The sequence below is a fragment of the Arthrobacter livingstonensis genome, assembly GCF_003219815.1.
Lineage (GTDB): Bacteria > Actinomycetota > Actinomycetes > Actinomycetales > Micrococcaceae > Specibacter > Specibacter livingstonensis.
This window is the reverse complement of the sequence record NZ_QJVD01000019.1, coordinates 30,827-56,426: the sequence shown is the minus strand read 5'-3', so window position 1 is coordinate 56,426 and position 25,600 is coordinate 30,827. Positions and strand designations below refer to the sequence as shown.

General features: G+C 57.5%; 18 protein-coding genes. 9 read left to right on the top strand and 9 right to left on the bottom strand.

All coding sequences use genetic code 11. From position 1 onward, the window contains the following. Window positions 1-785 precede the first annotated feature (785 nt). Window positions 786-1,625 (top strand): hypothetical protein, encoded by an 840-nt coding sequence (locus tag CVV68_RS16205; RefSeq protein ID WP_110502048.1) that lies wholly within the window; start codon window positions 786-788, stop codon window positions 1,623-1,625. Window positions 1,626-1,886: 261 nt separating this feature from the next. Here the strand turns inward: CVV68_RS16205 and CVV68_RS16200 are convergent, their stop codons facing one another. The 4 genes from CVV68_RS16200 to CVV68_RS16185 form a co-directional block, all read right to left on the bottom strand. Further along, on the bottom strand, window positions 1,887-2,873 hold the full coding sequence (locus tag CVV68_RS16200; protein ID WP_110502047.1) for a hypothetical protein: 987 nt from the start codon (window positions 2,871-2,873) through the stop codon (window positions 1,887-1,889). A 227-nt stretch (window positions 2,874-3,100) separates the two neighbouring features. After that, a complete protein-coding gene (locus tag CVV68_RS16195; RefSeq protein ID WP_110502046.1) occupies window positions 3,101-4,039 on the bottom strand; it encodes an IS3 family transposase in 939 nt (312 codons plus the stop codon). Beyond that, a complete protein-coding gene (locus CVV68_RS16190) occupies window positions 3,994-4,284 on the bottom strand; it encodes a transposase (RefSeq protein ID WP_110502045.1) in 291 nt (96 codons plus the stop codon). The genes CVV68_RS16195 and CVV68_RS16190 overlap by 46 nt, the downstream gene beginning before the upstream one ends. A gap of 201 nt (window positions 4,285-4,485) precedes the next feature. Continuing rightward, the gene (locus CVV68_RS16185) at window positions 4,486-5,802 is read right to left on the bottom strand and encodes an RES domain-containing protein (RefSeq protein WP_110502044.1); all 1,317 of its coding nucleotides are present in this window, start codon (window positions 5,800-5,802) and stop codon (window positions 4,486-4,488) included. A 601-nt stretch (window positions 5,803-6,403) separates the two neighbouring features. Between CVV68_RS16185 and CVV68_RS16180 the strand changes: the two genes are divergently transcribed. From CVV68_RS16180 to CVV68_RS16145, 7 genes are all read left to right on the top strand, one after another. Next, window positions 6,404-9,661, top strand: coding sequence for a P-loop NTPase family protein (locus tag CVV68_RS16180; protein ID WP_146238930.1), 3,258 nt, complete (start codon window positions 6,404-6,406; stop codon window positions 9,659-9,661). 216 nt (window positions 9,662-9,877) lie between these two features. Continuing rightward, entirely contained in the window at window positions 9,878-10,543 is a 666-nt protein-coding gene (locus CVV68_RS16175) for a hypothetical protein (RefSeq protein WP_211320874.1), read from the top strand. 553 nt (window positions 10,544-11,096) lie between these two features. After that, window positions 11,097-12,491 (top strand): extracellular solute-binding protein, encoded by a 1,395-nt coding sequence (locus tag CVV68_RS16170; protein WP_110502041.1) that lies wholly within the window; start codon window positions 11,097-11,099, stop codon window positions 12,489-12,491. Continuing rightward, on the top strand, window positions 12,491-13,435 hold the full coding sequence (locus CVV68_RS16165; protein ID WP_110502040.1) for a carbohydrate ABC transporter permease: 945 nt from the start codon (window positions 12,491-12,493) through the stop codon (window positions 13,433-13,435). The genes CVV68_RS16170 and CVV68_RS16165 overlap by 1 nt, the downstream gene beginning before the upstream one ends. A gap of 9 nt (window positions 13,436-13,444) precedes the next feature. Then, on the top strand, window positions 13,445-14,338 hold the full coding sequence (locus CVV68_RS16160; protein WP_110502039.1) for a carbohydrate ABC transporter permease: 894 nt from the start codon (window positions 13,445-13,447) through the stop codon (window positions 14,336-14,338). A gap of 47 nt (window positions 14,339-14,385) precedes the next feature. Further along, on the top strand, window positions 14,386-15,648 hold the full coding sequence (locus CVV68_RS16155; RefSeq protein WP_170133203.1) for a glycoside hydrolase family 32 protein: 1,263 nt from the start codon (window positions 14,386-14,388) through the stop codon (window positions 15,646-15,648). Window positions 15,649-16,820: 1,172 nt separating this feature from the next. Further along, window positions 16,821-17,867 carry a LacI family DNA-binding transcriptional regulator gene (locus CVV68_RS16145; protein ID WP_170133202.1) on the top strand — a complete coding sequence of 349 codons (1,047 nt, stop codon included), beginning with the start codon at window positions 16,821-16,823 and terminating at the stop codon, window positions 17,865-17,867. A 355-nt stretch (window positions 17,868-18,222) separates the two neighbouring features. Here the strand turns inward: CVV68_RS16145 and ppgK are convergent, their stop codons facing one another. From ppgK to CVV68_RS16120, 5 genes are all read right to left on the bottom strand, one after another. Continuing rightward, a complete protein-coding gene (ppgK, locus tag CVV68_RS16140; RefSeq protein WP_110502035.1) occupies window positions 18,223-18,993 on the bottom strand; it encodes a polyphosphate--glucose phosphotransferase in 771 nt (256 codons plus the stop codon). Window positions 18,994-19,098: 105 nt separating this feature from the next. Continuing rightward, window positions 19,099-20,772, bottom strand: a complete 1,674-nt coding sequence (locus CVV68_RS16135) for a glycoside hydrolase family 13 protein (RefSeq protein WP_110502034.1) — start codon at window positions 20,770-20,772, stop codon at window positions 19,099-19,101. Window positions 20,773-20,839: 67 nt separating this feature from the next. Next, the gene (locus CVV68_RS16130; protein WP_110502033.1) at window positions 20,840-21,790 is read right to left on the bottom strand and encodes a carbohydrate ABC transporter permease; all 951 of its coding nucleotides are present in this window, start codon (window positions 21,788-21,790) and stop codon (window positions 20,840-20,842) included. Beyond that, a complete protein-coding gene (locus tag CVV68_RS16125) occupies window positions 21,790-22,728 on the bottom strand; it encodes a carbohydrate ABC transporter permease (RefSeq protein WP_110502032.1) in 939 nt (312 codons plus the stop codon). The genes CVV68_RS16130 and CVV68_RS16125 overlap by 1 nt, the downstream gene beginning before the upstream one ends. 63 nt (window positions 22,729-22,791) lie before the next feature. Beyond that, entirely contained in the window at window positions 22,792-24,072 is a 1,281-nt protein-coding gene (locus CVV68_RS16120; protein ID WP_245933587.1) for an ABC transporter substrate-binding protein, read from the bottom strand. A 132-nt stretch (window positions 24,073-24,204) separates the two neighbouring features. On the opposite strand from CVV68_RS16120, the gene CVV68_RS16115 reads away from it, so the two are divergent. Continuing rightward, on the top strand, window positions 24,205-25,416 hold the full coding sequence (locus CVV68_RS16115; protein ID WP_110502031.1) for an ROK family protein: 1,212 nt from the start codon (window positions 24,205-24,207) through the stop codon (window positions 25,414-25,416). Window positions 25,417-25,600: the final 184 nt, after the last annotated feature.

The following is a 25,600-nucleotide window of genomic DNA, read 5'->3' as shown; positions in this document are numbered from 1 at the left end:
GTACATGCCGCTGACCTGCGGCTTTGCTGTGGGGGAGTGGCCTCGAGCTGCGACATTCTGGCAGAGCTCATTAAAAACTCATTAAATTGATTCCCGGACCGTATCGGGCTTGGCCCTTGCGGGGGCGTCCTTTGACGTTGTCCCGTCTGACCAGGCCCCGTCGTCAGGCAAAGGAACTACCCGCTGGTATCCACTGCGGCGCGCAACAATCCCGGCAGTCAGGAGCCCCGCCTGGGGCCGTTTCGCGGAGTGCCGCCGCGAGTGTGTGTGCGGCGTCACGGTTCAGCTTTGCCAGGGCTGCGCAGAGGTGTCTCATAACTAACAGTGAGTGCACAGCTTCTGCGAAAAGGTTGCGAGACATAGTTACGAGAATCGCTCACGGTGAATTATCGTATGCGCGTCAGGGAAAATCTTGCTGTTCTCGCTGCCCGGATATCGAGCCGTCGAGACGGCCTATTTCCCTAGGGTTACGAGAAACCGCAGGACGCCAGTATGGGGCACCTGTGCGGGGTAAGCGGTCATTCCAACAACTGTGCTGATGCGGCACCCCGACCGCGGCGAGGTCGCACGCTGGTCGACCGGCAATTGGGCACCTGATCCCGATTCAAGGAGTCGCCAAGTGTTGCGATTGACTACTCGGTCGACCGCCACCGAGATGCGCTTCAAAGCCTGAGCTGATCGACTGGGTCGAGGTGTTCTCGAGAGGCGAGACCTTGCTCTCATGAAATCACTACCGCAGATTGTGTTCCCACAAGCCATTTCGTATGCTGCGGCATAATTGGGGCATGACTTCGACCGACGAGCAAGAGGCCCACAGGGCAGAGTACGAGCGCCTACAGTTGTCGCTGAAGAACCATCCGGGCAAGAAGGCCGACCAATTGATGGCCGATGTTCAACGGACCTTTAGACCCTGGTACCAGCGGTCGGTCGAGCTTCGAGCACTGCTTCATCACGGCGAAACTGACGAGAACATGCAAAACGAGTTGATGCGAAACATCCCCCCGCTGGACGCTCGTGAGCAGTATGTGGGCGCCCTGGACAGTACGCTAAGCGCGTACTTGGCGGCCATGGGAACAGTCATCGACGTGGCGCGTCGCGTTGCCAAAACGCTTGGAAACCCGTTCGAAGAGAGCTACAACAAGCAGTCAATGCTCGTTCGAGCAATCGAGGGGGTGACTGTGCTTCGGGACTTGCGGAACTACATGCTTCATTACCGGTCCGCCCCTTGGCATTTCAGCGGCCGGATTACCCCTGACACTCAAACGACTGAGGTCGGATTGGATAGTGATGGACTAGTCGAGTGGAAGGGGTGGAACGCCGGTTCACGGGCTTATCTGAAGAGTCGAAATTCAGTTCGTCTGATCAGCATTGTCGATCCTTACGAGGCGGGCATGGTGGCACTCTTCGACTGGTTCAACATTGAGTTCTACCGGGTAGTTCAGCCCGACCTAGACGCGGCGAACGATCTCGTTCGCCAACTAAATCTTCATCTGACAGGCGGGGCGACGGACGGGAAAGACTGGCCCGAGCGCATGGCGCACATTCAGGAGAATCTGCGGCGAAGCAATGCAGGGCTGCCGCAGCTTAATTATGAGATCGGTCTTCCGTTCCCCAACGATGCGTGATCGCGCGTTGAGGGATCGGTCTACGTGCATTCCCTAACGACAAAAAAGACACCCGTTTGTCGCTCCCGAAGCAGTCAAGGTGTCGCAAAACCGAAGTGTCGCAAAATGCATGTGTTACAAGACGCCACTGAATATTCTACGTTGCCTGTTTCGTTATTGCAGGTCGGAAGCGTCCGGGGGGTGGGTGAAAACCTTGGCGGTTTGAGCTGGAGCTCGTTTCGTCGGTTCGTGGCAACGGTTGGCTTTTGAGCCGCAGGACGGCTACACGAAATCTTCCTCAGTTCGCAGCGACAGTGCGAGCTCCCCAATGCGTTCGTGGGCGTATGTCCATTGCCCCTCGTTCAGTCGCTGGCGCAGGTCCTGGACATTGTCGTCGAGGTCTATTTGTGGTGGTAGCCCCTTTGGGTGGGCGAGCCCAGTCATGATCATGGGAATGGCAGTGTCAGCGACGTAACGCTGGAGGGCATTCAGTTCTTTTCCTATTCCGGCCCATTCTCCGGATGTCGCTCTCTGGATGGCGACATAGGGGTACGTGTCGATGATTGCGCGGGCTCCGACAGGGAGCGAATGTAGCGTCTGTCCTGCTTCCAGTGCAGTGTCCAAGCTCATCGCAAAGTCCCCATTGGCGTCCATCACGAAAGCGCCCGCAGCCGCCAGCCGAAGCTGGCGATGTTTGTCCGCGTTGGAATAGGCCTGGAGCAGCAACAATGGATGCTCGCCCCGTGTTGCGGAGTCGAATCCTAGTGCCATGAGTTGCGAGTAGATCGGCGCTGATGACTCCTTGTCATTGAGCGGCTGGAGCTTCAGGATGGTGTCCGCCAATGATCCTTCGGTCAGCTCTTTGGGGCCCTTTTTGCGTGAAGCCTTGGTCCACTCTGCGAGCTTGTCAGAGTCTGTGTGGATAGGAAAAGCCACGCTCTTGATTTGGGCTTCGGTCAACGGCTCCGCACAGATGCTCTCCAGCTTGATCAGCAGCGCATTGTCGATGGCTGCACGCAGATGGTTGATGGTCTCGCTGAAAAGAAGCGCTGCAAGTGGCGGTATCGGACTCACCGCTTCGGCGATGAGGTGGTTCATTCCGTCGCGCCGTACCTGCTTGATCGTCAGCGGTGCGCGCCTTGACCAGTGTGTGGCTAACGCCCCCGCTTCGTAGGCAAGTTGATCGACGCGCGCCAACCGCATAGCTACGGGCAGCAGCTCATCAGTCACCCAGGGGTAGATATTTTCGGGTGCATTCTCGTTTGTCATATCCAGACCCTATGACAAGTGCCTGACTTGGTGCAGTGGAAGCGTCCAGGGCCAGCCTGGCCACTGGAGTTCATCGGCTTGTTCAATGGCATGGTTTCTGGCATTACACAGATAGGCAGGTTATTAGCATCCAGCTGTGCTGGAAGTCCACGGTGGAGACCTCCAGGAGCAGCCGTTGCAAATGAGGTGTGTCAAGGATCTGGGACAGTTGGTTAGTTTTTTCTGGGTTAGGCAGCGAGGTGTTGTTTCTGGTTTTGGGTGGTGAAGTTGGCCATGGCCGTTGCCGGCGGTAGGCCGTCATTGTGGGTGTGTGGTCTCCACCGGTTGTAGAAAACCTCGATGTAGCGCATGGTGGCCCGCCTGGCTTCTTGGCGGGTGTCAAAGCTGTAGTGGTGGTAGAACTCGTTCTTCAGGGACGAGAAGACTGACTCAGCCACGGCATTATCCCAACATACGCCCTTGGCTCCCATGGACTGGCGGATGCTGTTGCCAGTGCACCAGGATCCAAGTTCACGGGAGGTGTATTGCACGCCATGATCGCTGTGAAAAATTCCACCACGTTGTAGATGGCCGCGGTCTCTGGCCATCGTCAGCGCGCTGACACACAGGGAGGCACGCATGTGATCTGCCATGGCCCAGCCAACGATCATGCGGGTGCATAGGTCGATGACGGTGGCCAGGTACAGCCACCCCTCACCGGTGCGCAAGTAGGTGATGTCGCCGACTAGGCGGGTGCCTGGGGTTGCAGCGGTGAAGTCTCGGCCGATCAAGTCTTTGAAGACTTTCTCCGGGTCTGAGGGGATGGTGGTGCGTTTGAAAGCCCGCATTCGTCTGGCTGCCCAGCCATTCTCTGCCATGATCGAGGCCACCGTTCCCACGGAGATATCAACACCGGCTGTGTTGAGTTTTGCGTGGACCATGCGGTGGCCAAAGATCCCGTCGGAGGATTTAAAGACAGTCTCCACCTGATCGGTCAGCTCCCGGTGGCGAATGGTTGTGGGCGTATCTGTTGCTTCTTTCCAGCGATAATACGACGACCGTGGGACGCGTAGTTCTCGGCACATCCAGGCTACTTTTTCTCCAGCGTTCTCCTGCTGCTGAACAAGACGATAGAGGTCATCTACCGTTGTTCTTTGGCGAAGAACGCTGAAACTTTTTTTAGGAATTCATTCTCCCGTTCAAGCTCACGTAGCCGCACTTCCATGGCCTTGTATTTAGCGGTATCCACGGGTAAATCAGGTTTCCGGCCGCCGCCTTCGTGGCCCTCATGGGAGAGCTTGATCCAGCGTTTGAGTGCGGTCAGGGAGATGCCGAGTTCAGCAGCTACAAGAGCTAAAGGGCGGCCAGAGGATTCAGCCAAGGCAACAGCATCAGCTTTGAACTCATCGGAATAGGTTGGTCGAGAAGACATGGGAACAATCCTTTCAAAGACTGTCTCACATCAGTAATACACCTCAAAATTCTCGATTCGAGAGGTGTTTGATTCCGTAATGGCACAAGGGCCCGGCACCACCCGGCGAACCTGAGCTAACCGGATACACAATAGCCGGGTAATTCGCCGCGCAAGTTTGTCTGAGGCGTCAGCCGGAATCGGTCGTGCCGAAAGAATGCCTTAGTTGAATGGCGTTGTCCCAGGTTCAACGCGCTCGACCTCGATGTGGCGGAGGACCTTGTAGGTGTGAACTTCTTCGCTTTTCAGAGTCAGTAGCGGAGTTACTACGGGCAATTCCGTGAGATTGATAAAGGGCTTCCGCGACTTGTCGATTCCCGGATTTACGCCGATCTTTGGGGCGCCATCGAGCTCAACATTTTCGAAATCTGAGACATGGTCGGCCGTCAGAAAAAGTACGAACGTTTCAGATTGATCTTGGGCGCTAGGTAGCTTGATGCCGTCAATCTTCGTCTTGGGAACCCATCGGAAGAATTCTGTCACTACCTGTGTAGGAACGTAGTGGAGGTGTGCGCGTCCATCGGGTCGAACTGGTTCGGTAACATTTTCCGTGAATTGTTTGAAGAACCGCGCTACGCCGTGGGTTCTTCGCTGACTCTTGTCGAAGAGACTTGGCAACACTGGCAGCTTTGTGAGGTCTAGAACGGTGAGAGCCCGGCGGTTTCGAAATGCGCCAATCCGCGCAAATTCGAGAGTTCCATGCGCCGCGATTTCTCGGATGGCGGTCTCAGGTGTAGCCGATCCGTAGAACATGGGGACGCCTTCGGGGCTCATCCGGTTGGGCGAAGCTTTCTCAGCAGGAGCAGGGCCCAGCGCTTTGGCCCCCGCAAGTGTCGACCATCTGTCCTTGACCAGCCGACCTCGGTAAAACGCCGTTTCCGCCGGAATCTCAGTAACTAGCGAAAGACTTGGATCGTCGACATAGGGAAGAAGTGACCACAGGAAATCCGCCGATCTGTGCGGAGCGCCAACGGAGTCGAGCGAGAACTCACGTAGAAAGACGAATCGGGACTCGAACCGGACATCCGAAACGAACTGTTCCCATCCGAATTGAGCTGTCTCCAAGGACTCGGAATCTGACGTCGTCCATTCATCGACAACGAACGCCTCCACTAGAAGCTCAATAATTTCGTCTTCAACTTCGCTTTGGAAAACATCGGTACAGAAGTCATATGTGATGTCTGGGGGGTCGTAAACCTCTGGTCCGTAGCGTTGACCATCCCAAATGGCCCCGGAGTCAGTTTCGGGCTGGTAGTGGCTTGTTATGAGCTCCATGACGATGGACTGGACGGCCTGAAATTCCACGATTGGGTTTGCCGCTGAAGATACTTCTGAGCAGATCTGGCACTTGCCGTCGACGGATTGGGACTCTAGATCAGCCACGATGAATGGTTCCAAGATATGGATTAAGCAGATGCCACCTTCGGCTTCTCTGTATCCACGCGCGTACATTGCCTCCATATCGTCCATTTGGCTCATTCGTTGAATTCTGCCATATGCAAGCGAACAATTGGCAAGGACTCATATCGGGCCTGAACCTGCCGTCATCATCTGCAGCATTGTGCTTGGTGCTTGGTGCATGGACGTAAATGGCTGAGGTACACAAACCATGCTGGGGGCCACATAGGCTGGACGTGTGTCGTACATTGGCACGACCACAGCACATCACTCCTATGAGATGTATGGAGACCCCGCATGTTCCTGCACCACCTGCGCCCGCCGACATCGGCTGCCCTTACTGACGCTCTATTCCCTTGGCTGGGAGAGGAACTGGTGGCCGGGCCCGACGTGAGGACAACTTCAAATGCGGGTCAGCGCGGAGTTGGTTGAGGTGAACTTGCTCGACCGTATCGACCAACGCCTATCCGATATGCGTGCACGGATCAATCCTCACGATTTTGAAGACTGTGCGACCTCCTTACTCAGTCCTATACACCCCGGGCTTGTACCGATCACGGGAGGTACGGACTTCGGGCTTGACGCTGAGATCACTGAAGGCTCGCGGACAACCGGTCTCATCATCACGTCCTCGCGGAGTTGGAGCGGCGCGCAAAGGAGCCTGCGAGACAGCCTACGGTCGATGCGGAAGAACCAAGTCCCCGTCCAGCGCGTCGTCGTGGTCAACCTCGCCGAAGCGAACAGGTCGAAGCGCGAGAAGCTCAGAGGTATTGCTAAAGAGTTCGACGGCGAACTCGTGCAGGTCTACGATCGAGCATGGTTCGCGAACCAGTTCCGAGAGAACCCCGACTGGCGACGCAAAATCCTCAACATTGAAGGGGGACCGTTCAGCTTTTCGCGCCAACCCCGTGGAGCTCGCCCTGACGAACAACAACTGTCGTCCATCGGACGTGACGCCCTCATCACCGACATTGACGAGTCTGACTCCGACGTGATCTTATTCGGAGTTCCAGGCGTCGGAAAGAGCCACGTAGCCAGCAAACTGGACGGCGCCCTGTTCCTCGAACAGCATCCTACGCCGGAACGACTTCTTGACGACCTCATCGAAGCTAGGCCTGCACTGGTCGTGGTCGACGACTCAGGTACACGACCCCAAGACGTTGACCTGCTCATACAACTGCGCGACGCGGAGAAACTGAACTACCGCATCGTCGCAACGTGCTGGCCGCACGAAAGAGACCAGGTCTCGGACCATCTCCCAAATTCAATCCAGCTGGAGGTCGACCTCCTCACCCGCGAGGAACTTGGAGCGTTGCTCCGCGAACACGGCATCACCAGACTTTCGGTGATCGTGCATCTCCTTACACAAGCAGACGGGTGCCCAGCTTGGGCGTTGAACCTTGCCGACTTGCTCGTACGCGACGGTGACTGGGATTCCGTAATGACGGGTAACGCACTGCGAGGCCACATTTTCGCCTTCCTGCGCAGGTCCAACGCATCGGCAGATGCAGTCTATGTGCTTGGCACTTTGGCACTGCTTGGCCAGGTCAGCGATGACCAGCTGCGCCGCCTGGCCGGCCTCCTCGAGATCCGGCAGCCTGACCTGATGCGCCTTATAAGTTCTGTCGCGATCGCCGGTCTCATCGATGTTCAGGACCACAAGCTCTACAACTATGAGTCCGAACAAATCGAGCGCACCCAGACCTACCGGGTCCAACCGCGACTCATCGCCGCCAGCGTTGCCTCCGAGGTTTATTTCTCCGGGGCAGCCTCACCTGTGCGACTGCGTGATGTCCAAGATACATTCCCTGAACTAGCTGCCGACATCATGCAGACCCAGATCTACACGAAACTCCTTGGCGCAACTCGCCCAAGAGTGCCGACCACGAGCGAACTTATCGCCGTGCTGCCCAATACCAAGAAGGACGTCGAACTCTTACGAAGCTTCGGTCAGCTCGGCCCTGAACAAGCGAAAGCCGTCGTAGAAATCCATCGAGCCTGCGTCACTACAGCACTCAATAACGGGTATTCCGCAACCCTCGAGAATGAAGCCAAGCTGCTAGCCGCACGCGTCGCTGATGCCGTGAAACGCCAAGTCTCCGGTGTCGTTGATATCTTCGTCAAAACGCTCTCGGCGCTTGAATCTACAGGACATGACATCAAGCCGGTGGTTAGGAAACTCGTCCAAGAAGTCCGAGACGCGCGCAACGGCGACCAACCCCAGCTCGCTGATCTCATGGAACTCGTCGAAGCTCTCCAGTCTGTTCCCGACGCCGAACTGACCGACAGTATCTGGGCAGCATTCACCTGCGAAGTGCTCACACCGACGTTTGACGGCAACTACATGAGCCCTGAGGTCGTGAACCAGGTTGTGTTCCAGTCGTTCACTTGGGCCGCTCCCCATATGGAAAAGTTGTACGGCGCCATCCAGCCCACATTCGCACCGCGTCTCCCCGATTTAAGTCCTGTGATTCAACTCGAGCTAATCGATCTGCTCGACCAATGGGTGCGGATCGCGAACGGTTGGGCCCTCCCGTTCGGTGGCAAAGCCAATAGCACCCAAGTGCGCGCCGGCAAACGCATTGCGGCAAGCATTGCGAACACCCTTGCTCCATTCGTCGTCACACCTGGCGCCCGTGCCCGATTCAACAAGACGGCAAAAACGCTCAATATCCGACTCGATGAACCTGACAAACTGTTCGCAGCCCTTACAAATGAACACGAGCGTGTGACCGGCTACGAGGAAAACAGACGCCGCAAAGAAGCTGCACTGGACACGGCTCTCGCCTGGTATAAACAACAGGCTCCTGAAGTGCTTATGGGGTGGTTGACCGCCCACGAGCCGGAGCTAGCAACCGCCAGCCACGCAACCACCGGGATCTGGCAAGTATTCAGACGTCTCGCTTACCAGCCGAACCCGGAACCAACCAAGTGGCTCACCGCGGCCATCGACCATGGCCTTGCAGGATCAACAACACCGCTCATCGACGTATGCGTCCGCACCAACCAACTCACCCCCGAGATCGCCGACCAACTACTCGCGGACCCGAACAGCCGACACGGAATCATCAGCGCAGTCATCGAAGATTCGACGAACCCGGCCCTTGTTCAAAAGGTCGTTGACCAACTAGCTCCCCGCGACGTCCAGCAACTCGAGTCAGCATTCGTACTCAAAGAAGCCCCCGAACCGACTAGACATGCGCTCTTCACGCACCCAAACGATCGAGTTCGCGGGACCGCGGCAGCGCTCTGGGCTGCCGAATGGTTCTACGACAACGACCCCATGCCGGATGACCCCGACTGGCTCAACGCCATGAAGTCCTACACCGTGCCTGAGAACAGCAGACATGAACACATCCACACCCAAGCGTTAAATACGCTCGCAAAGGCGTCACCAAAGATCTTCATCGAAGTCTTTACCATGCACGCCACGGCCCCGACGCGCAGTAGCCACCGGGACCTCGGGCAATGGAAAGAGCCGGTCCGGCTCCTCACACCCGCTGAACGGAGCGAGCTCTGGCAGCAAGTCACAGACACCGAAATAGCAGGCGAACTCTTTTGGGTCATCGCAGGAAAAGACGCCGACTGGATCCGCAAAACGGTCAGCGAATCCACATTCAACATCTCCATCCATGACCTCCTCGGCGCTCTCCAGTTTCAATTCGGTTACCGCTATCCGCTGGAAACCCTCTCGACGATGCTTCGGCCCCTCAGCCCAGAGACCGACGACCTCCTCGGCACCCTTGAAGCCGGCTCCTTCTCAGGCGAGGAGCACGAACGGTATGCAGCTACCCTCGACAACCTTCGCGACCTCGCTACTTTCAAAGACGACGACATCGCCCGTTTGGGCCGACGTGGCGTAGAGATCTATGAGCCGTTGCTCAAAGAAGCCCTCGTCAAGGCACGACAAAAGGCTGTCCGCGGCTTCCGAACCGACTAGCCGCAACACAGGTGACCTCGCCGCCACGGCGGACGATGAGCTGCCCGAGAGTTGATTCCGGACAGTCAACCGTAAAGGCCTGAACTCCCAATGCGGGGTGACGGCGACAAAAGAAGGACCCGCCAAGTGACGGGTCCTTCCAGAATTCAATTGTCTGATGGGGGAGGCCGAAGCCCACTAGTCCAACAGCTCGTACAACCATAGTACGGTTGAGTTATGCCTTCCGCAACTTCAGGATCATCACCCACCCTGACTGAGATGCAGGCTGTCCTGTCCGTTCCAAGGCTTTCAACCTACCTCGCAGCGTGCAGTGGTGATTCCGACACTGCGGTGCAGCTCTATCTGTGGAATGCGGCCGCAGCGTCGTCGCTCATGTTACCAATGCACTTTGCCGAGGTCTCGACTAGGAACGTGGTAGCTGATGCACTGGAATCGGTATATGGGACCAGATGGCCATGGAATCACAGCTTTGAATTCAGTCTCCCGTCTCCACAACGTGGGTTCAATCCACGCAGTGAACTAGTGTCAGTCCGCTCCAGAGAAACCACGACTGGCAAAGTCGTTGCCGAACTGAAGTTCGTGTTTTGGCAAAAGATGTTCACGCAAAGGTTCGATGCACGTCTTTGGGATGGCCATATACTCTCGCTGTTCCCTAACTCGACAGCGACAGCTGACTCGGACCTCCGAGCTCGAATCTACTCGGATCTGGAAGTCATCAGAAAGCTGCGGAATCGCATGGCTCATCACGAACCGATTTTCGCCAGAAACCTCAGCGCCGAACTGGAGCAGATTCTGGATCTCATTGAACTGCGTTCGGTTGAAGTTGCTGCCTGGGTCCGGGCAAATGAGAAGGTCAGTCGTTCTCTGCAGACTAAACCTTGAATGGAACATAGCTTGGGGGCAGAATAAGAATGTAAATCATATTCTCGTTGTTGAAGTTGCCACGGAACTCAAGCCCGCTAACAATCGGCGATGGCCAACCATTCATAACTGGCTGGACAGATAGATTATTCAGAGGCGGGAGGCAACGGATTCCTCACAAGAATGGAATCCGACCGACTCATTAGAAACGCATTAAATTGAGTGACAATTGTCGACTCTTCAGTACCATCCATTGTCATGCACGTGTCGCGACAACGAAAGCCAGGAAGGGGTTTTGACAACTCGAATTGGTCGATAACGTCGACATCGGGGTGACAAACGTTGAAAACTCTTGATGACTGTCCGGCATCGAATATGTCGCTGACCTGCGGCGATAGTTTCCTGGATGTATTGGGTCGGAGAATTTAGACCGCTTATCCGACGAAGCAATATCGGTTGGAATGGCCGGCTGATTGGCGGTAACCAAAAAATTGAGATGTGACTCACTCTTGACACGTGTTAGGTTCCCCTGTCATGCTTCCTAACACGAGTTAGGTAGTTGCAGGGAGGCAACATGAGTGACGTATCAAGACGACTGGCATTGAGTTTGCTAGGTGTTGGAGCGGTCGGTGCCGTCGGGGCAAGCTGGCCCCGACTGACTGGGGCTGACATCCCCGGAAGAGGATCGGAATCCCTCAATGTTGCCATCCTTGGCAATGCCCAAGATGCTGCGAGTCGAGTCAATTTGGTGAAGGCGTTTTCGGCAGCCAACCCAAACATCAAAGTCAGGATCCAGGCTATCCAAGGTGCTGACTGGGGGGACTTCTTTGCGAAGATCCTCACCATGGTTGCGGCAGGGACCTCCCCGGATGTGGTGTTGGTGGCGACCGAAGGTGCACAGCTGTTTGCGGAGCGGCTGGCCGAACCGCTGGACGCGTTCGTACAGCGGGACCAGCAAGAAATACAGGACTACTTCGATGATGTGCATCCTTCGTTGATTGAAGCGTTCATGTATCAGGGCAGCTTGTTCCAACTCCCGATGGATTTCAACAGCGCCAACATGTACATGAACACGGGAGCGTTTGAAAAGGCAGGCTTGGCGCGTCCGGGGGACCACTGGACGCACGACGACTTCTACAATTCACTAACGGCCATGAAGAAAACCGGTGGTAAGCAGTTTGTTCCGTATTACTGGACCAACAGGCTCTTCGGAGGAGTGGTGCCGTGGCTGTACGTCAATGACACGAGCTTCCTGAAGGAAACCCGCAGTACCGGCGGCAGTTGGTTTTGGGACAAGTTCTACGCGAACGATCCCACTCGCGGCATGCGCTCCGGAGGCTATCAATGGCTGGAACCCAACGCCGAGGACCCGCGTGTTGCGGAGAGCTTCGAATTCTTGCGTACCTTGGTGGCTGAAGGCCTGGGTACCAGCCCGGCCCAAGGCGGCGGCAACGAGCTGGTGGCGCAGTTCGCTTCCGGACTCATTGGCACAACTCCTGCAGGCGGCTATTGGGTCGAGGGGCTGCATGAGGCTGGTATGGCAGAAGATGCCTTCGACGTGCAGTTCTTCCCCAAGTGGCGCACCCAGCGGCACCAATTCGGTGCGGCCGGCTATGCCATCATGAAGACCTCCACCCGCAAGGACGAGGCCTGGGAATGGATCAAGTTCTGCGCCACCAAAGAAGCCATGGAATTGGCCATGCCATTGCCCACCACGACCCCGACCCGACGGTCCATGGTGAACGAGGCCCTGTATGCGGGTAAGGGGCCAGCCCACTGGAAGGTCTTCTACGACACATTGGACGAGTTTCCCAGTTCCGGGCCCATTCCGGCCCCGCCTCAGCAAGCCGCGGTTGAAAGTGCACTGATCAAGAATGTCCTGGGTGCCGTGACCGGATCCGCAGCCAATATTAAACCCGCCATGTCCACGCTGCAGCGTGACCTCGAGCTGGCGCTGAGGAGAAACTAATGTCAACCACAGTCAAATCATCCCCGGCTATTGCGTTGCAGCAAGTGCCCAATGCAAAAGGCCGTGGAAAGGAAAAGGGTGGCAGACGTCTCGCCGCGCTCTTTTTGGCACCGACCATCATTGGCATTACGATCTTCACGTTGGTCCCCATCGTCGCCTCACTGACGCTGGCGTTCTTCCGCTGGGACATCATCAGCACACCGGAATTCGTTGGTGTGGACAACTTCGTTTCCATCGGTGCAGACCCCACCATCCGCAGAGCATTCCTGAACACGATCGGCTTCGTAGCGGTGGCCGTGAGCTTACAGCTGACGGTATCCATCGGGCTGGCAGTTCTGATCCAGTCAAAGATGCCGAGCTGGCTGCGTACTTTCTTTCGTTCAGCGTTCTTCTTCCCGCTCGTTCTCTCAGCCGCCAGCGTGTCCATCATCATGTCTTACCTGTTCAATCAGAACTTTGGTCTGGTCAACCAGATCATTGGGTTGGTAGGCATCCCCGCAGTGCCCTGGCTGACATCCCAGGCAGGGGCCATGGTGGTGATCATCCTGGTGTACGTGTGGCAGAACTTCGGTTTCACCTTTCTGCTCATCATTGGCGGCCTGAGCTCCATCCCCGTCGAGATGTATGAAGCGTCCTCCATTGACGGTGCCACCGGCTGGAAGCAGTTCAAGAACATAACACTTCCGCTGCTGAGCCCAACCCTGCTGGTTGCGAGCGTCATGGCCATCATCTCGGCATTGCAAATCTTTGACCAACCGTATGTCATCACCCGAGGGGGTCCCGGGGACTCCACCCGCACCGCCGTCATGGTCATTTATGAAACGGCTTTCAAGCAGCTGGACTTCGGCCGTGCCTTTGCCATCGGCATCGTGCTGACGCTGCTCATCATGCTGGTGACAGCCGTCCAATTCCGCCTCTCACGACGCTTCGTGCACTACAACTAGGACAGTGCCATGACTACTCTTACCGAGAACGAAAGTACCGCTGCCCGCGGCCGTGGAACAACACCGGCTCCGAGCAGGAAGGGCCGTGTCTCCGGACGCACCGCTGGACGCGCCGCCATCCTCGTTGTCGCCACGTTCGTGACACTTGGCCCCGTCGTATGGACTGTATTGACCTCCATGCGTCCACCCACCGAATCATTGGGCGCCGGTGGCTCCATCTTCTCCGGCGGCTTAGACTTCAGCTCCTACACGGATGTGTTCCAACAGGTCAACATGTGGCTGCTGATCTGGAACTCCGCACTTGTCACCGGAATCATCGCAGCGGGACAGATGTTCACTGCGGCACTGGCCGGCTATGTGTTTGCCCGTATCGACTTCAAAGGCCGCGGTTTACTGTTCAGTCTGGTGCTGGCAACCATGATGGTCCCCGTGCAGGTCACGATTGTTCCCGTATTCATGCTGATCCGTGGAATGGGTCTTTCAGACACCCTGCTGGCGCTGATTCTGCCAGCCATACCGACCGCATTTGGTACCTTCCTCATGCGCCAGTTCTTCATGGGCCTGCCCGGTGAGCTGGCTGAGGCTGCAGCGATCGACGGCGCATCCCCCTTCCGCACGTTCCGTTCCGTTTACCTGCCGCTGGCCTGGCCGGGGCTGGCCATTGTGGGCATCCTCGCCTTCAACTTCCACTGGAATGAATTCTTCCGACCCCTCATCATGACCATCAGTGAAGAGAACTTCACCATGCCGCTGGGGCTTGTCTCATTGCAGGGCAACATGGGAACAGGATCTGTCGCCACAGTTCTTGCCGGCGTGGTGCTGTCCATGATTCCGGCTTTGGTCGTCTTCCTCTTTGGCCAACGCTACCTGCGTGAAGGTCTGACAGCAGGAATTAACAAGTGACATCCTTCTGTCACAAAATACCACCCCACCATCAAGGAGATATACCTGTGAGTAACATCGACCCCGCCTTCCCGGCATTGCACGGCCGCCCGGACCAGGGCTGGATCAACGACCCCAACGGCTGCATCAAGGTGGACGGCGTCCACCATTTGTTCTTCCAATTCAACCCGGACGCTCCTATTCACGGAAACGTTCACTGGGGCCATGCCACCTCGACCGATTTGGTCAGATGGAACCAGCAACCCATCGCGCTGTACCCCCGCGAGGGTGCGGCCGACGCGGCAGGTGCATGGTCCGGCGTCGTGGCCTTGGATGGAGGGGTGCCTACGGCCTTCTACACGGGTATTGCCGAAAGTGAGCACGATTCACAGGTCATGACAGCCACGTCTGACAGGACGCTCCAGAAGTGGAAGCAGGAATCCCAGGGGATTCTAGGTATGCCGGATGAGCCAGGCATCGGAGATGTGCGCGACCCTTTCCTATTCACGTTCAACGGCAGTCAATACGCCATTCAGGGTGCCGGCTATGAGGACGGGACCCCAGCGATCCTGCTCTACCGCTGCCACAGCATGACCAAGTGGGAATACTTGGGGCCGCTGGTCACGGGCGGTGCCGGCATTGCCCAAGACTGGGCCCCTGCCGAAATATGGGAATGCCCCCAACTTTTCGAAGTCGATGAGCAGTGGATCCTGATGCTCTCACTATGGAACCGCGACGACCACGCACTAGACCGAGTGATCTACCTCTCCGGCGAGCTTAGCGAGGCCGGTGCCGGGCTCAAGTTCCTCCCCACCGCTGGTGGCTTCGTGGACTCGGGTGCCGCCTTCTACGCCCCACAGGTCGTGGCCGGCACGACGGCGGAGCCGCGCACACTGATGTGGGGCTGGAGCTGGGAAAAGTCCCGGCCCGAGGCCGACGTCCATGCGGCAGGGTGGGCCGGCGTGCTTACCTACGCCCGTCAGCTCTCCTTTCGCAACGGCGTACTTATCTCCGAGCCCGTGGCAGAGGTGGCCAGCCTGCGTGCGGGCGTCTTGTTCGACGGCGAGGGCGGCGCAGACGTGCCCGTCGACGAACGTGCGTTTGAAGTAGTCACTGCCGGCACTGCGGAGCTCGTCATTGTCGACGGCGAGACGCAGACTGTTGTGGCCTCCGTGGATGCCGGACAGATTTTAGTGGATGGCTCCCTCATCGAGATATTTGGCACAGACGCAGCCCCCGCCACGGAGCGGGTCTATCCCACGGCAACGTCCCGGTTCGAGATCCACGCCGCTGAGTCCACCCGGGTCGCGGTCCACCGCCTAAGCTTGTAGCAGCCCCAGCGCGCATCGCAACAAAACCGCCAGAGGGCAGCAATACAACGAGAAGTAAACCATGAGGCAGAAATAGATCGGGTTTGCTAAAGAAACGACTCGCGTCCGCTACACCAAACCCAATATCGCCGGCGTCGACAGCTCACTTTGTCAGGCCGCACCGTCCGCCGTTTGGAGCGCAACGTGGGGTTGCACGAGATCGCTACGGTCAAGGTCGAGACCCAATAATCGACCTTGGCCAACGGCACGCCGTTCGTCCAAGATTGGCTCTTCGCAGGCGGCGGTGAAGTTGGACTGGTAAGCGATGCCGAGGTCATTCTCATAACGACAGGGGCCAAGCAGGAACCAAACCCGACCCGATTATCTTGACAGCTGGCGTTCTTGTCATCGAGCAGAAGATGCTCGAGCGCTTACCTGTCTTGGAACAGAACACCGCTTTCGGGTCGATGAAGAGCCCGTCCAAGGTGTTCACCGTGGTAGGCGGACGCATCACCGTCCTGGACCGTCGGGCCACAATAACGGTGCTTTACTACGCTCGGCCACGCTCGCTTTGGCTGTGGCCGTCCAAGTCGCGCAGCAAAGATTGCACGTGCTCACACAGTCATGAAATAGCGGTCTAGGGCTGAGCCGAACGGGACTGCGGATTGAGGGGACGGACACCTCCGAAGAAGACTCCCAGGAGCCTTGGGCGAAAATACTGGTGACAGTGGCGCAGTTGATGCCCTACTCACGGGCGAGAGTTGCTGTAGGTGCCGCGACAGAGGGCTCGTTGGGGGATTTCTGGCGCTTGGTCAGCGGAGAAGGCTTTCCTGAGATCGCTATTGATGATCCGTTTTGCTGAGGGTGGTCCCTCAGCCGTGACATTCCCAGTGATTCCTTGTACGGAATCCGCGAACACTCCTATTTCGGAGGGTATATGAGGTATGCCAGAGACGAATCTTCACCGGTAGGGATAAGGTTATCCTTCACAAACTCCATGCAAACGCCGCAGTGAATTTTGCAAACCATTGATTGGAGATCATCGATCTGGCCGGCCAATCGGCCAGACTGTGTACGATCATATTTTGCAGCACAGACTTGGGCAAGACTGTGACCCCTGGTTGCAGACACGGGAAGCGCTGCTGAGTATCCTTCAATGGGTTACGATGACCTCACACGAGTTAGGAATTGCCATGGCAAGAAAGGCCACGTCTCAAGATGTTGCGGACCGCGCACAAGTGTCCCGCAGCGCTGTCAGCTTTGTTCTCAACGGTCGGGCCGACGGGAACATCGCCAAGGACAAGCAGAAAAGGATTCTGGCGGCGGCCAAGGAACTCAACTACACACCAAATGCCGTGGCACGTTCCCTGCAGAGCCAGCGCACCCACACGATAGGCGTAGTCACGGACTCAATTGCCGGAGGTGCTTTTGCCGGCAAGTTGCTCCAAGGCGCCAACAATGCAGCCTTTGCTGCTGGCTATCTGCTGCTCGTTATTGACACGCAAGGTGACGAGATCCGCGAAGACAAAGCGTTCCTCACCCTTCTTAACCGCCAAGTCGACGCCATGGTCTTTGCCACCATGAGTCTGCGGGCGCATTCTCCACATTCAGCCATGGGCAGCGTGCCATCTGTGCTTGCGAACTGTTTTGATCCTGCCGGCACCTTTCGATCCATCATTCCCGATGAGGTCTCCGGCGGTCGGACTGCAGTCCAAACACTGCTCAACGCCGGGCACCGCCAGATCGCTTACCTCTCCGGCAGCGGTGAACTGATAGCAACCGAACGCCGCACGCAGGGTGTTACTGAGGCCCTGTCCGCCGCGGGCCTACCACCTGCCGCAACGACCGTGACAGGCTGGGAGATCAATGATGGATTCCACGCCGCCATGCGCTTGTTCAACACCGGTGCTAAGCCCACGAGAGGCGTGTTCCAACCAACGGGCATTGTGTGCGCCAATGACCGCGTCGCGATGGGGGTCTTGCTTGCCTGTGGCCAGCTGGGGCTCCGGATCCCTCAAGACGTGAGTATCGTGGGCTATGACGACGACGAGCCACTCGCCAGAACAGCAGTGCCCGGTCTTACAACGGTGGCGCTGCCCCACAGCGAAATGGGTGAGAAAGCCATCGAGCTCTTGTGCCAGGATCTTGACCGGGGGATCAGTACCGAGCATGGTGAACCCATCATGATGGAGTGCCCCGTGGTCATCCGCGGTTCAGTGGCGCCCCCGGCGGCTCGTTAAACCAGGCCTGCCTTCACCCTGGGAAGCCCACGCTCAAGGATGATCTAAGCTCTAGGAGCCGTCCTGAATGTCCAGGGTTCTCAGCCCACTGAATGCCGCCCTGGTTTTGGGGCGCGTTGCTCAGTTGGCGCCGAAAGGAGTCAGCTTGGCCTAGATCGTTCATTCGTACGGTGGGGCTGGTTAGGGCCGGGCCAGCGATCATCAGGTTGGATGAAGCAAAGGCTCTGACGTGGCCAGCGGCAGCGCGAAATTCGTCTTCGCGGGTTGCATTCGCTTGTACGGGGCTTTAGTTAGCAGGTGTGGGGCGATCAGGTATGAAAGGTCGTCACTTTCTAGACGTCGGATCTCGGCAATTTCAGCCAACAATCTGTGCCGCACCAATGACACCAGCAGAATTGTGCAAGTGTGCTGGGACGATGGGCGTGGTTAGACGTATCTGCGGTAGAAATTCTCCATGCCGGACTGAGATTCCGCCGCCTATGATGATCAGATCGGGGGAGAACAAAAACTCTGCATGCGATAGATATTGCTGGAGGCGTGAGGAGTATTCGTTCCAGCTCAGTCCTTCTTTTTCGCGAGCGAGGGCTGAGGTTGTGGTTTCGGCCTTGAGCCCATTCAACTGCAGGTGTCCCAGCTCAAGGTTGGGAACAAGGTTCCCGTCGACCACCAGTGCCGAACCAATGCCTGTGCCTAGGGTGAGGACTAGGACTATCCCGCGCTGTCCCTTTCCTGCGCCATGACTCGATTCTGCTAAGCCTGCGGCATCAGCGTCGTTGAGGACTTTGGCTGGTCGTTGGAGTGCCGTGCTTAGGAGACGCTCCACGTTGAGGCCAATCCATTCATCGCTGATGTTGGCCGCTGAGCATGCTGTTCCCTGGCGAATGATGGCAGGGAAAGCGACTCCAGCGGCAGTCAGTGGTGATGGAGCGGTTTCCCAGGATTGAATATCCGTCATCACAGCGCGCAGGGTATTGGCAATGGCAGTGGGGGTGGCTGGCTGGGGTGTAGGCTGCTGTGCAATCGGGCTGACGAGGATCCCTGTAGACGTATCTACAACACCATATTTGATGGCCGTGCCGCCAATATCAATACCGATCCGGAGAGTGTTGTGGATAGTTTTCTCCATGGGTGTTCCGTTCCTTGACGCAGTTCTTCATTGGATGGGTAACGTGCACTGCCGCTCACGCAGATTTTGGGTGAGCGGCAGTGCGTAGCTGATGAGTTGGCGGTTTTAGACGAGCCAGGCCGTGGCGTCTGCCGGCAGCATTCGGTCTTCCAACGGTACGCTGCTTAGAGCTACTGTCCCTTCGGGAAGTTCGACGGCGGTGGTGCCGAAGTTAGTGAGGACCCTCCAGCCGTTGGGGCGATGGAAGTGCAGTACGTCAGGATTGGTATTGGAGATCCAGCTAAGTTCCTCGGAAGTTTGCAACGACCGCCGTAGGGCTAAAGCATCGCGGTACAAGTTCAGGGTGGAACCCTCATGTGAGTCTTGGACGGACACGGCGTGTTGGGCAAACCATGAGGGCTGTGGCAGGTGTGGCTGGGAGTTGCTGAAGCCAAACGATGTCTCTGAGCTGGTCCAGGGCAATGGTACGCGGCAGCCGTCTCTGCCCTTTTCAATACCCGTGTTGCGGAAGAACGCGGGGTCCTGGCGATCTGCGTCGGGGATATCAGCCACTTCATGCAGGCCCAGTTCCTCTCCCTGATACAGGTAAGCAGAACCGGGCAGGGCCAGCATGAAGAGGGTTGCTGCGCGGGCGCGACGCAGGCCGAGCTCGCGGTTGAGTTCCATCTCAGCTCCGCCTGCCAGGATCCAGTCCTTGCCGTCTTGGGTCTTTTCTGGATCTGGCAGGTTCGGTAGCCCGTAACGGGTGGCGTGGCGGACCACGTCGTGGTTGGAGAATACCCAAGTGGAGGATGCTCCGGTGGCTGCGGATTCAGCCAGATTTTTCGTTACGATCGAGGCGAAGGATTCTGCGTCAAAATCTGCCATGAGCAGGTCAAAGTTGAACGCCTGGCCCAAGCCTTCGGTGGAGGCGTAACGGGCTCGGCGGGACTGGTCCACCCATGCTTCAGCGACTGCGGTGCGTGGGGGGTTGTATTCGTTGAACAGGGCCCGCCATTCGGCATAAATTTCGTGGACGTCGTCGCGGTCCCACAATGGATTTGTGCCGTTGTTCAGCTTCTCGAGTTCGAGAATTTGGGCCTGGGACGGCAGTGGTTCACTCAGGTCCTTCATCAACGCGTGTGCCACGTCGATGCGGAAGCCATCAACACCTCTATCTGACCAGAAGCGCAGTGTCTTGAGGAAATCGTCGCGGATCTCCCGGTTGTCCCAGTTGAAGTCGGGTTGCTCGGAGGCGAATAGATGCAGGTACCACTGACCGTCATCAACCTGGGTCCAGGCGGGTCCGCCGAAGACGGAGACCCAATCGGAGGGTGGGAGCTCGCCGTTGACCCCTTGGCCGTCACGGAAGATGTAGCGTGCCCGGGCGGTGGAGCCCTTGTCAGCTGCAAGTGCTTCTTGGAACCATGCGTGCTGGTCGGAGGAGTGGTTCGGGACGATATCCACGATGAGCTTGATGCCAGCGGCGTGCAAGGCTGCTGTCATCTGGTCGAAGTCAGCCAGGGTACCCAGCCTGGGATCAACGTTGCGGTAGTCGGCCACGTCGTAGCCGCCGTCGGCTAGTTCGGAGGGGTAGAAGGGGCTGAGCCAGACGGCGTCCACACCCAGTTCCGTCAGATAGGGAACCTTGGTGGTGATGCCTTTGATGTCGCCGAGTCCGTCAGCGTTCGCATCGTAGAAGCTGCGTGGGTAGATCTGGTAAACAGCGGCCTGACGCCACCAAGTGGCTTCATCCAGGGGCTGTGAGGTGGCGGGTAGGGCATGGAGTATCTCGGTCATGGTGTCCTTTTATTGTTGATGGTGTTCAGGTGGTAGCTGAGGGAAAGGTGCACGTGGGTAAATGCGTCTACTTGATTGCGCCTTGGGTAACGCCAGACATCACCCAACGTTGCGTGAACAGGTAGACCAGGATTGCGGGTGCCATCGCCATAAGGTATGACGCGAAGGCGACGTTGTAGTTATTGCTGAACTGGGTTTGGAAGATCTTTTGCAGGACTGGCAGTGTCTGCATGGCGGCATCGGAGGTGATGAGCGAGGGCATCATGAAGTCGTTCCATGAGACGAGGAAAGCGAAAATGCCGACCGTTGCACTCATGGGCGCCAGCAGCGGAAATACCAATTGCCAGAACACCTGCCACGTCGACGCGCCATCAATCCGTGCGCTTTCTTCGAGTTCTTGTGGCAAAGAGCGAAGGAACGCGGTGAACAGCATGACGCTGAACGATAGCTGGAACATGACGTGCAGGATAGCTACACCGATTGGATTATCAAGGCCGACTATTCCGGTGAGCTTCACCTGTGAAAGCGCGAGTACCGGGAATGGCAAAAACATTGCGGCGAGAAGATAGAAAAAAGACCAGCGGAAAAATTTGCGGTCCCAATTGCGGGCGATAGCGAACGCCGCGAGGGCGCTCAATATGATTGTGCCAACCACGGTGATCGCGGTTACTACCAACGATATGGTGAAGCCGCGTGGGAAGTTGGTGAGGGTCCATGCTGTGGTGAAACCCTCCAAGCTGAAAGGAGCCGGCAAGGAGAATGCATTGCCGTCGACTGACTGTGCACCCGTTTTGAACGCCATAGTGACGCTCACGAACAGCGGAGCGATGACGGTAAGCGAGCACACGATCAGCACGATGGTCAAAAGTAGGCCGGGTCGGCGGCGCCCTATCCGCCGCCGGGTAGTGGTGGATCCGAGTTCGGTGTTGCGAGAGTTGCCAATGCCAGGAATCGTGTTCTCATGTTCGGCGCCGGGGGTGCCCTGTAGGGCGGGTGAGTTGGGTACTTGGTTGGTCATCAGAATGTCGCCTTTCCGCGCGTGATACGCAGTTGAATGAGTGCGATCACGAGCGCGATGAGGAAGAAGACCGTGGCGTTGGCCATCTGGTAGGCGTAGTCACCACTGGAGAAGCCGGAGAAGATGGTCATGGCAACGCTGCGGGTGGAAGTGCCAGGACCGCCGTCAGTCAAACCAACGATGATGTCGTAGGTATTGAGGAAATTCTTGAAACCGATCACGAGGTTGATCAAGACGTAGCCCGCCACGAGCGGCAACGTGATCAAGCGCAGCTGCTTCCACGGGGAGGCACCGTCGAGCGAGGCGGCTTCATAGACGTCACCAGGCACTGACAATACTCCCGCGATGTAGATGAGCAGCGCCGATGGTACGGCTTGCCAAGCTGTGACCACCACAATCGCAATCCAGGCAAGATCGGGGTTGGACAACACGCTGCTTGCCAGTGGTGTAAATCCGATTGATTCGGCGAAGGCAGGAAGCGAGTTAGAGAACAAAAAGTTGAACACGAACGCGATGATGATGCCTGACACGACCATCGGGAGCACGAACACGGCTCGCAGCGCGATCTTGCCTCTGATCCTTGAGGTAAGGGTGATAGCGAGCAGGAAAGCGATGACATTGACAGTAATAACGGTGACCAACGCGAATCCGATGGTAAACCAGTACGAGGTCAGAATTGCCGGGTCGGTCAGCATCGCGGCGTAGTTAGTGAGGCCAACGAACGACCACTCGCCGAAACCGATGGAGTCAGTGAAGCTGTAGAAGATACCCATGCCGGCCGGAAGTGTGATTGCGAGCGTGAAGAGGATGAGTGTCGGCAGCAGGAAAAGATGAAACATTGGATCGACGCGGCGTTTGCGCTTCGTCGTACCCGACACTTGCGCCGTCGACGACGCAACTCCGCGTGCCTCCGGGAGGGTGGGGGTCGAGATGGCCATGAGTGACCTTTCGTGAACAGTGGGTTTATCAGACTGAGAGGGAGAAGTTCTTGGGGTGCTCGGTCAGGACCGAAAGGCCAGACGTGCCCAGTCGGCGTCGATGGTGCGCAGCGTGTTATCAGGATCGGAGCCCAGCACGATGCCCTGTACATAATTTTGAAGCGGTATATTCTGCGGCAGTAGCTGCGATGCACCGAGCGAGAACGAGGCCTTGTCGTAGAATTTCTGCAGCTCAACAAGAGTGGGCTGACTAACAGCTGGTGCGTCCGTCGTTACACCGAAGGCGTTGTTGTCGGCGTTGTAGGCATCGATGATTTCTGGCTGCATGAGGAACGACACGAACTCTCGTGCTGCTTCCTTCTTGCGTGAGGCCTCCGGGATCCAGAGGGCGAGGTCTACGTTGACCCGCACCCGGCGCTCGTCGGGGTCCTCGGTCATCGGCAGTGGGAAGGCGCCTACGTCCAAGTCTGGCGCGGTTTTCGCTATCTCGCTCAGGGCCCAAGGGCCTTGGAAATACATTGCAGCGTTGCCTTTTGAAAAGTCGAGGTTCCCGTCGCCATAGCCACGGCTTGCGGCGTTTGGCTGCGAATACTTTGCGATGGCAAGCATCTGTTCCAAGGGCTTGGAGAAGTCCTTTTCGAACGAGGCGGCGGAGTTCAGTCCGACATCGGTACCCTGCTTCTTCAACTGGGTGAAGAACTCCTCGAGGTCTACCGAACCCCCTACGGAGTAATCAAACAGGCCCTGTGCGATGGTCCAGGGGTCTTTGAATGTGCTGTAGATCGGAGTGATCCCGGCGGCCGTGAGGCTATCGCAAACCGCGAGGAACTCCGTCCAAGTGGTGGGTACACTGAGGCCAAGATCGGCGAAAATCTTGCGGTTGTAGAGCACAGCGGCGACCATGAGTGAGTACGGCAGAACACTCGTCCGATCGGGGTAGCTCGCGGTCTGATCGATAATCGGTTGTAGGGCTGGATTGATTCGCTTCGCGGCCGGCAGGTCTGAGAGGTCGCTCAGAGCGCCGCGGTCCACGAACCGGGCGATCTCGAAGTTGTAGTTGATGCAGCCGACGTCTGGCGGATTGTTGCGCACGAAGCCTGCCGACAGGTTCGATGAAAAGTCATGCACCACACGAACCCGGTCCTGCGAGGCATGGAACTGCTCGATCAGATCATCGAAGTAGGCGATTACCTCGGGCTTGGATTGGAAGAAAGTGATCTCAGTGGTGCCGCCCGAGCGGGGGCTCGAGCACGCGCCGAGGCCGAGCCCGAGGCCGATCGACCCCGCTCCAAGGAGCAGGGATCTGCGCGTCAGCTCGCGCGGCAGAGGGGATTGCAAGAACACGTCGTTGTCTCCTGTGTGTTGTGGTGCGCGCGGATGCCGATGCGAGCAAGGTTGAGGGCGTGGAGTGGTAACTACAATACTAAATTTAGGTACTAGATTTAGTGTTCTCGACAATATCCCCTTATCCTCGATATGGTCAAGAGCATGCAGCAGATTTCTCCGGCAGTGTCCCCTCACCTCGTACGTACTCTCAATGCCGGTCGACTGCTTCAATACGCTTGGGAAGCTGACGCTTTCACCGCTAGTGACGCTATAGAAGAAACTGGGCTCACTCGCTCAACCGTGCTGAGAGTGTGTGCCGATCTCGTTGAGCGTGGTTGGTTGCAGGAGCTCGCGGATGCCCGCACGGCTGGCCAGTACAGTCTGGGTCGGCCAGCGCGGCGCTATGCCTTCCGTCCCGGTGCAGGCGCGCTCGTTGGTGTTGACTCCGGTGAACACAGAGTTACGGCCCGTGTTACTGATCTGCGCGGCACCGAACTCGCCCGCGAGAGTCGCGAAATCGGTGCAGTGCTAGATACTGCAGCCAATCGGTTGGCACTGACTGAAACGACCGTCGATGCGGCCCTCGTGACCGCAGGTGTGAGGGTGGATGCAGTACTAATCATTGTGCTCGGAGTACCAGCGCCGACTGACGTTATCGGAGCCTCGCCCCAGGGTGCTGACGGTTTCTGGGCGCGGATGAACCCAGGATTCGCCGAGAAGTTCGCGCGGCGCGGCTGGAAGGTCGTCGTTGAGAACGATGCGAACCTCGCTGCGATCGCCGAGGGTGCCGTGGGTGCTGGTGTTGGGGCGTCGTCATTTGTGTGCCTACTGGCCGGTGAGCGGTTTGGTGCAGGTATCATCGCAGATGGGGCGCTGGTTCGAGGCGCACACGGTGGTGCGGGTGAATTACATTTGCTGGACTACGTCGACGGTGTAGGCTCCGCCGACGGGCTCGCGCGGCTCGCCCGAACCTGGGCTGAAGAGGCTCGTGCATCCGGGGCGTTGGCGAGCACAGCTCTCGAGAAGGCATTCGAAGCTGAAGACGTCTTCGCCGCAGCGCGGGCCGGTGACGCCGAAGCTCTTGCCATCACAGCGCGCTTGGCGTTCTTGCTGGCCCGTGTCTGCGTGGTAGTCGGCGGGATATTGGACGCAGAACGCATCATTGTCGGAGGTGCTGTTGCCCCTGCTGCCGCTGGCATACTCGACGACGCCGCCCTGCACCTGAAGGATTTGAGTCACGGTCCAGCGCCGACGCTCATTGCGTCCCCGCTCGCCAGTGAGGCCGTCGGGCTAGGTGCGATACACCAAGGACTCGCGTTCGTACGTTTAGACCCACTCGCATTCGAGCTCGCCATGCGTTGATGCACCGTCATGGCGCCAGCACCCATTGGTTGTAGACGATCCGCGAATTTCCTCAGAGAAAAAGTGGACTCGTGCGGGCGCGCCGCACGAGTTGCACCCACGGCGCATTGCGGAATGTTCAGCTGACTCTTGGTGTCAGCCGTGAGCCAGTATTCCACTTTGGGACCGTATTGCAGTCGCGAAT

Excerpts from the sequence above, each read along its gene's own strand:
- ppgK (WP_110502035.1), bottom strand. The coding sequence starts at position 18,993 with ATGGAGAAAACTATCCACAACACTCTCCGGATCGGTATTGATATTGGC.
- CVV68_RS16160 (WP_110502039.1), top strand. The coding sequence starts at position 13,445 with ATGACTACTCTTACCGAGAACGAAAGTACCGCTGCCCGCGGCCGTGGA.
- CVV68_RS16180 (WP_146238930.1), top strand. The coding sequence starts at position 6,404 with ATGCGGAAGAACCAAGTCCCCGTCCAGCGCGTCGTCGTGGTCAACCTC.
- CVV68_RS16200 (WP_110502047.1), bottom strand. The coding sequence starts at position 2,873 with ATGACAAACGAGAATGCACCCGAAAATATCTACCCCTGGGTGACTGAT.
- CVV68_RS16115 (WP_110502031.1), top strand. The coding sequence starts at position 24,205 with ATGGTCAAGAGCATGCAGCAGATTTCTCCGGCAGTGTCCCCTCACCTC.
- CVV68_RS16125 (WP_110502032.1), bottom strand. The coding sequence starts at position 22,728 with ATGGCCATCTCGACCCCCACCCTCCCGGAGGCACGCGGAGTTGCGTCG.
- CVV68_RS16170 (WP_110502041.1), top strand. The coding sequence starts at position 11,097 with ATGAGTGACGTATCAAGACGACTGGCATTGAGTTTGCTAGGTGTTGGA.
- CVV68_RS16135 (WP_110502034.1), bottom strand. The coding sequence starts at position 20,772 with ATGACCGAGATACTCCATGCCCTACCCGCCACCTCACAGCCCCTGGAT.
- CVV68_RS16190 (WP_110502045.1), bottom strand. The coding sequence starts at position 4,284 with ATGTCTTCTCGACCAACCTATTCCGATGAGTTCAAAGCTGATGCTGTT.
- CVV68_RS16185 (WP_110502044.1), bottom strand. The coding sequence starts at position 5,802 with ATGAGCCAAATGGACGATATGGAGGCAATGTACGCGCGTGGATACAGA.
- CVV68_RS16165 (WP_110502040.1), top strand. The coding sequence starts at position 12,491 with ATGTCAACCACAGTCAAATCATCCCCGGCTATTGCGTTGCAGCAAGTG.
- CVV68_RS16205 (WP_110502048.1), top strand. The coding sequence starts at position 786 with ATGACTTCGACCGACGAGCAAGAGGCCCACAGGGCAGAGTACGAGCGC.
- CVV68_RS16175 (WP_211320874.1), top strand. The coding sequence starts at position 9,878 with ATGCCTTCCGCAACTTCAGGATCATCACCCACCCTGACTGAGATGCAG.
- CVV68_RS16130 (WP_110502033.1), bottom strand. The coding sequence starts at position 21,790 with ATGACCAACCAAGTACCCAACTCACCCGCCCTACAGGGCACCCCCGGC.
- CVV68_RS16145 (WP_170133202.1), top strand. The coding sequence starts at position 16,821 with ATGGCAAGAAAGGCCACGTCTCAAGATGTTGCGGACCGCGCACAAGTG.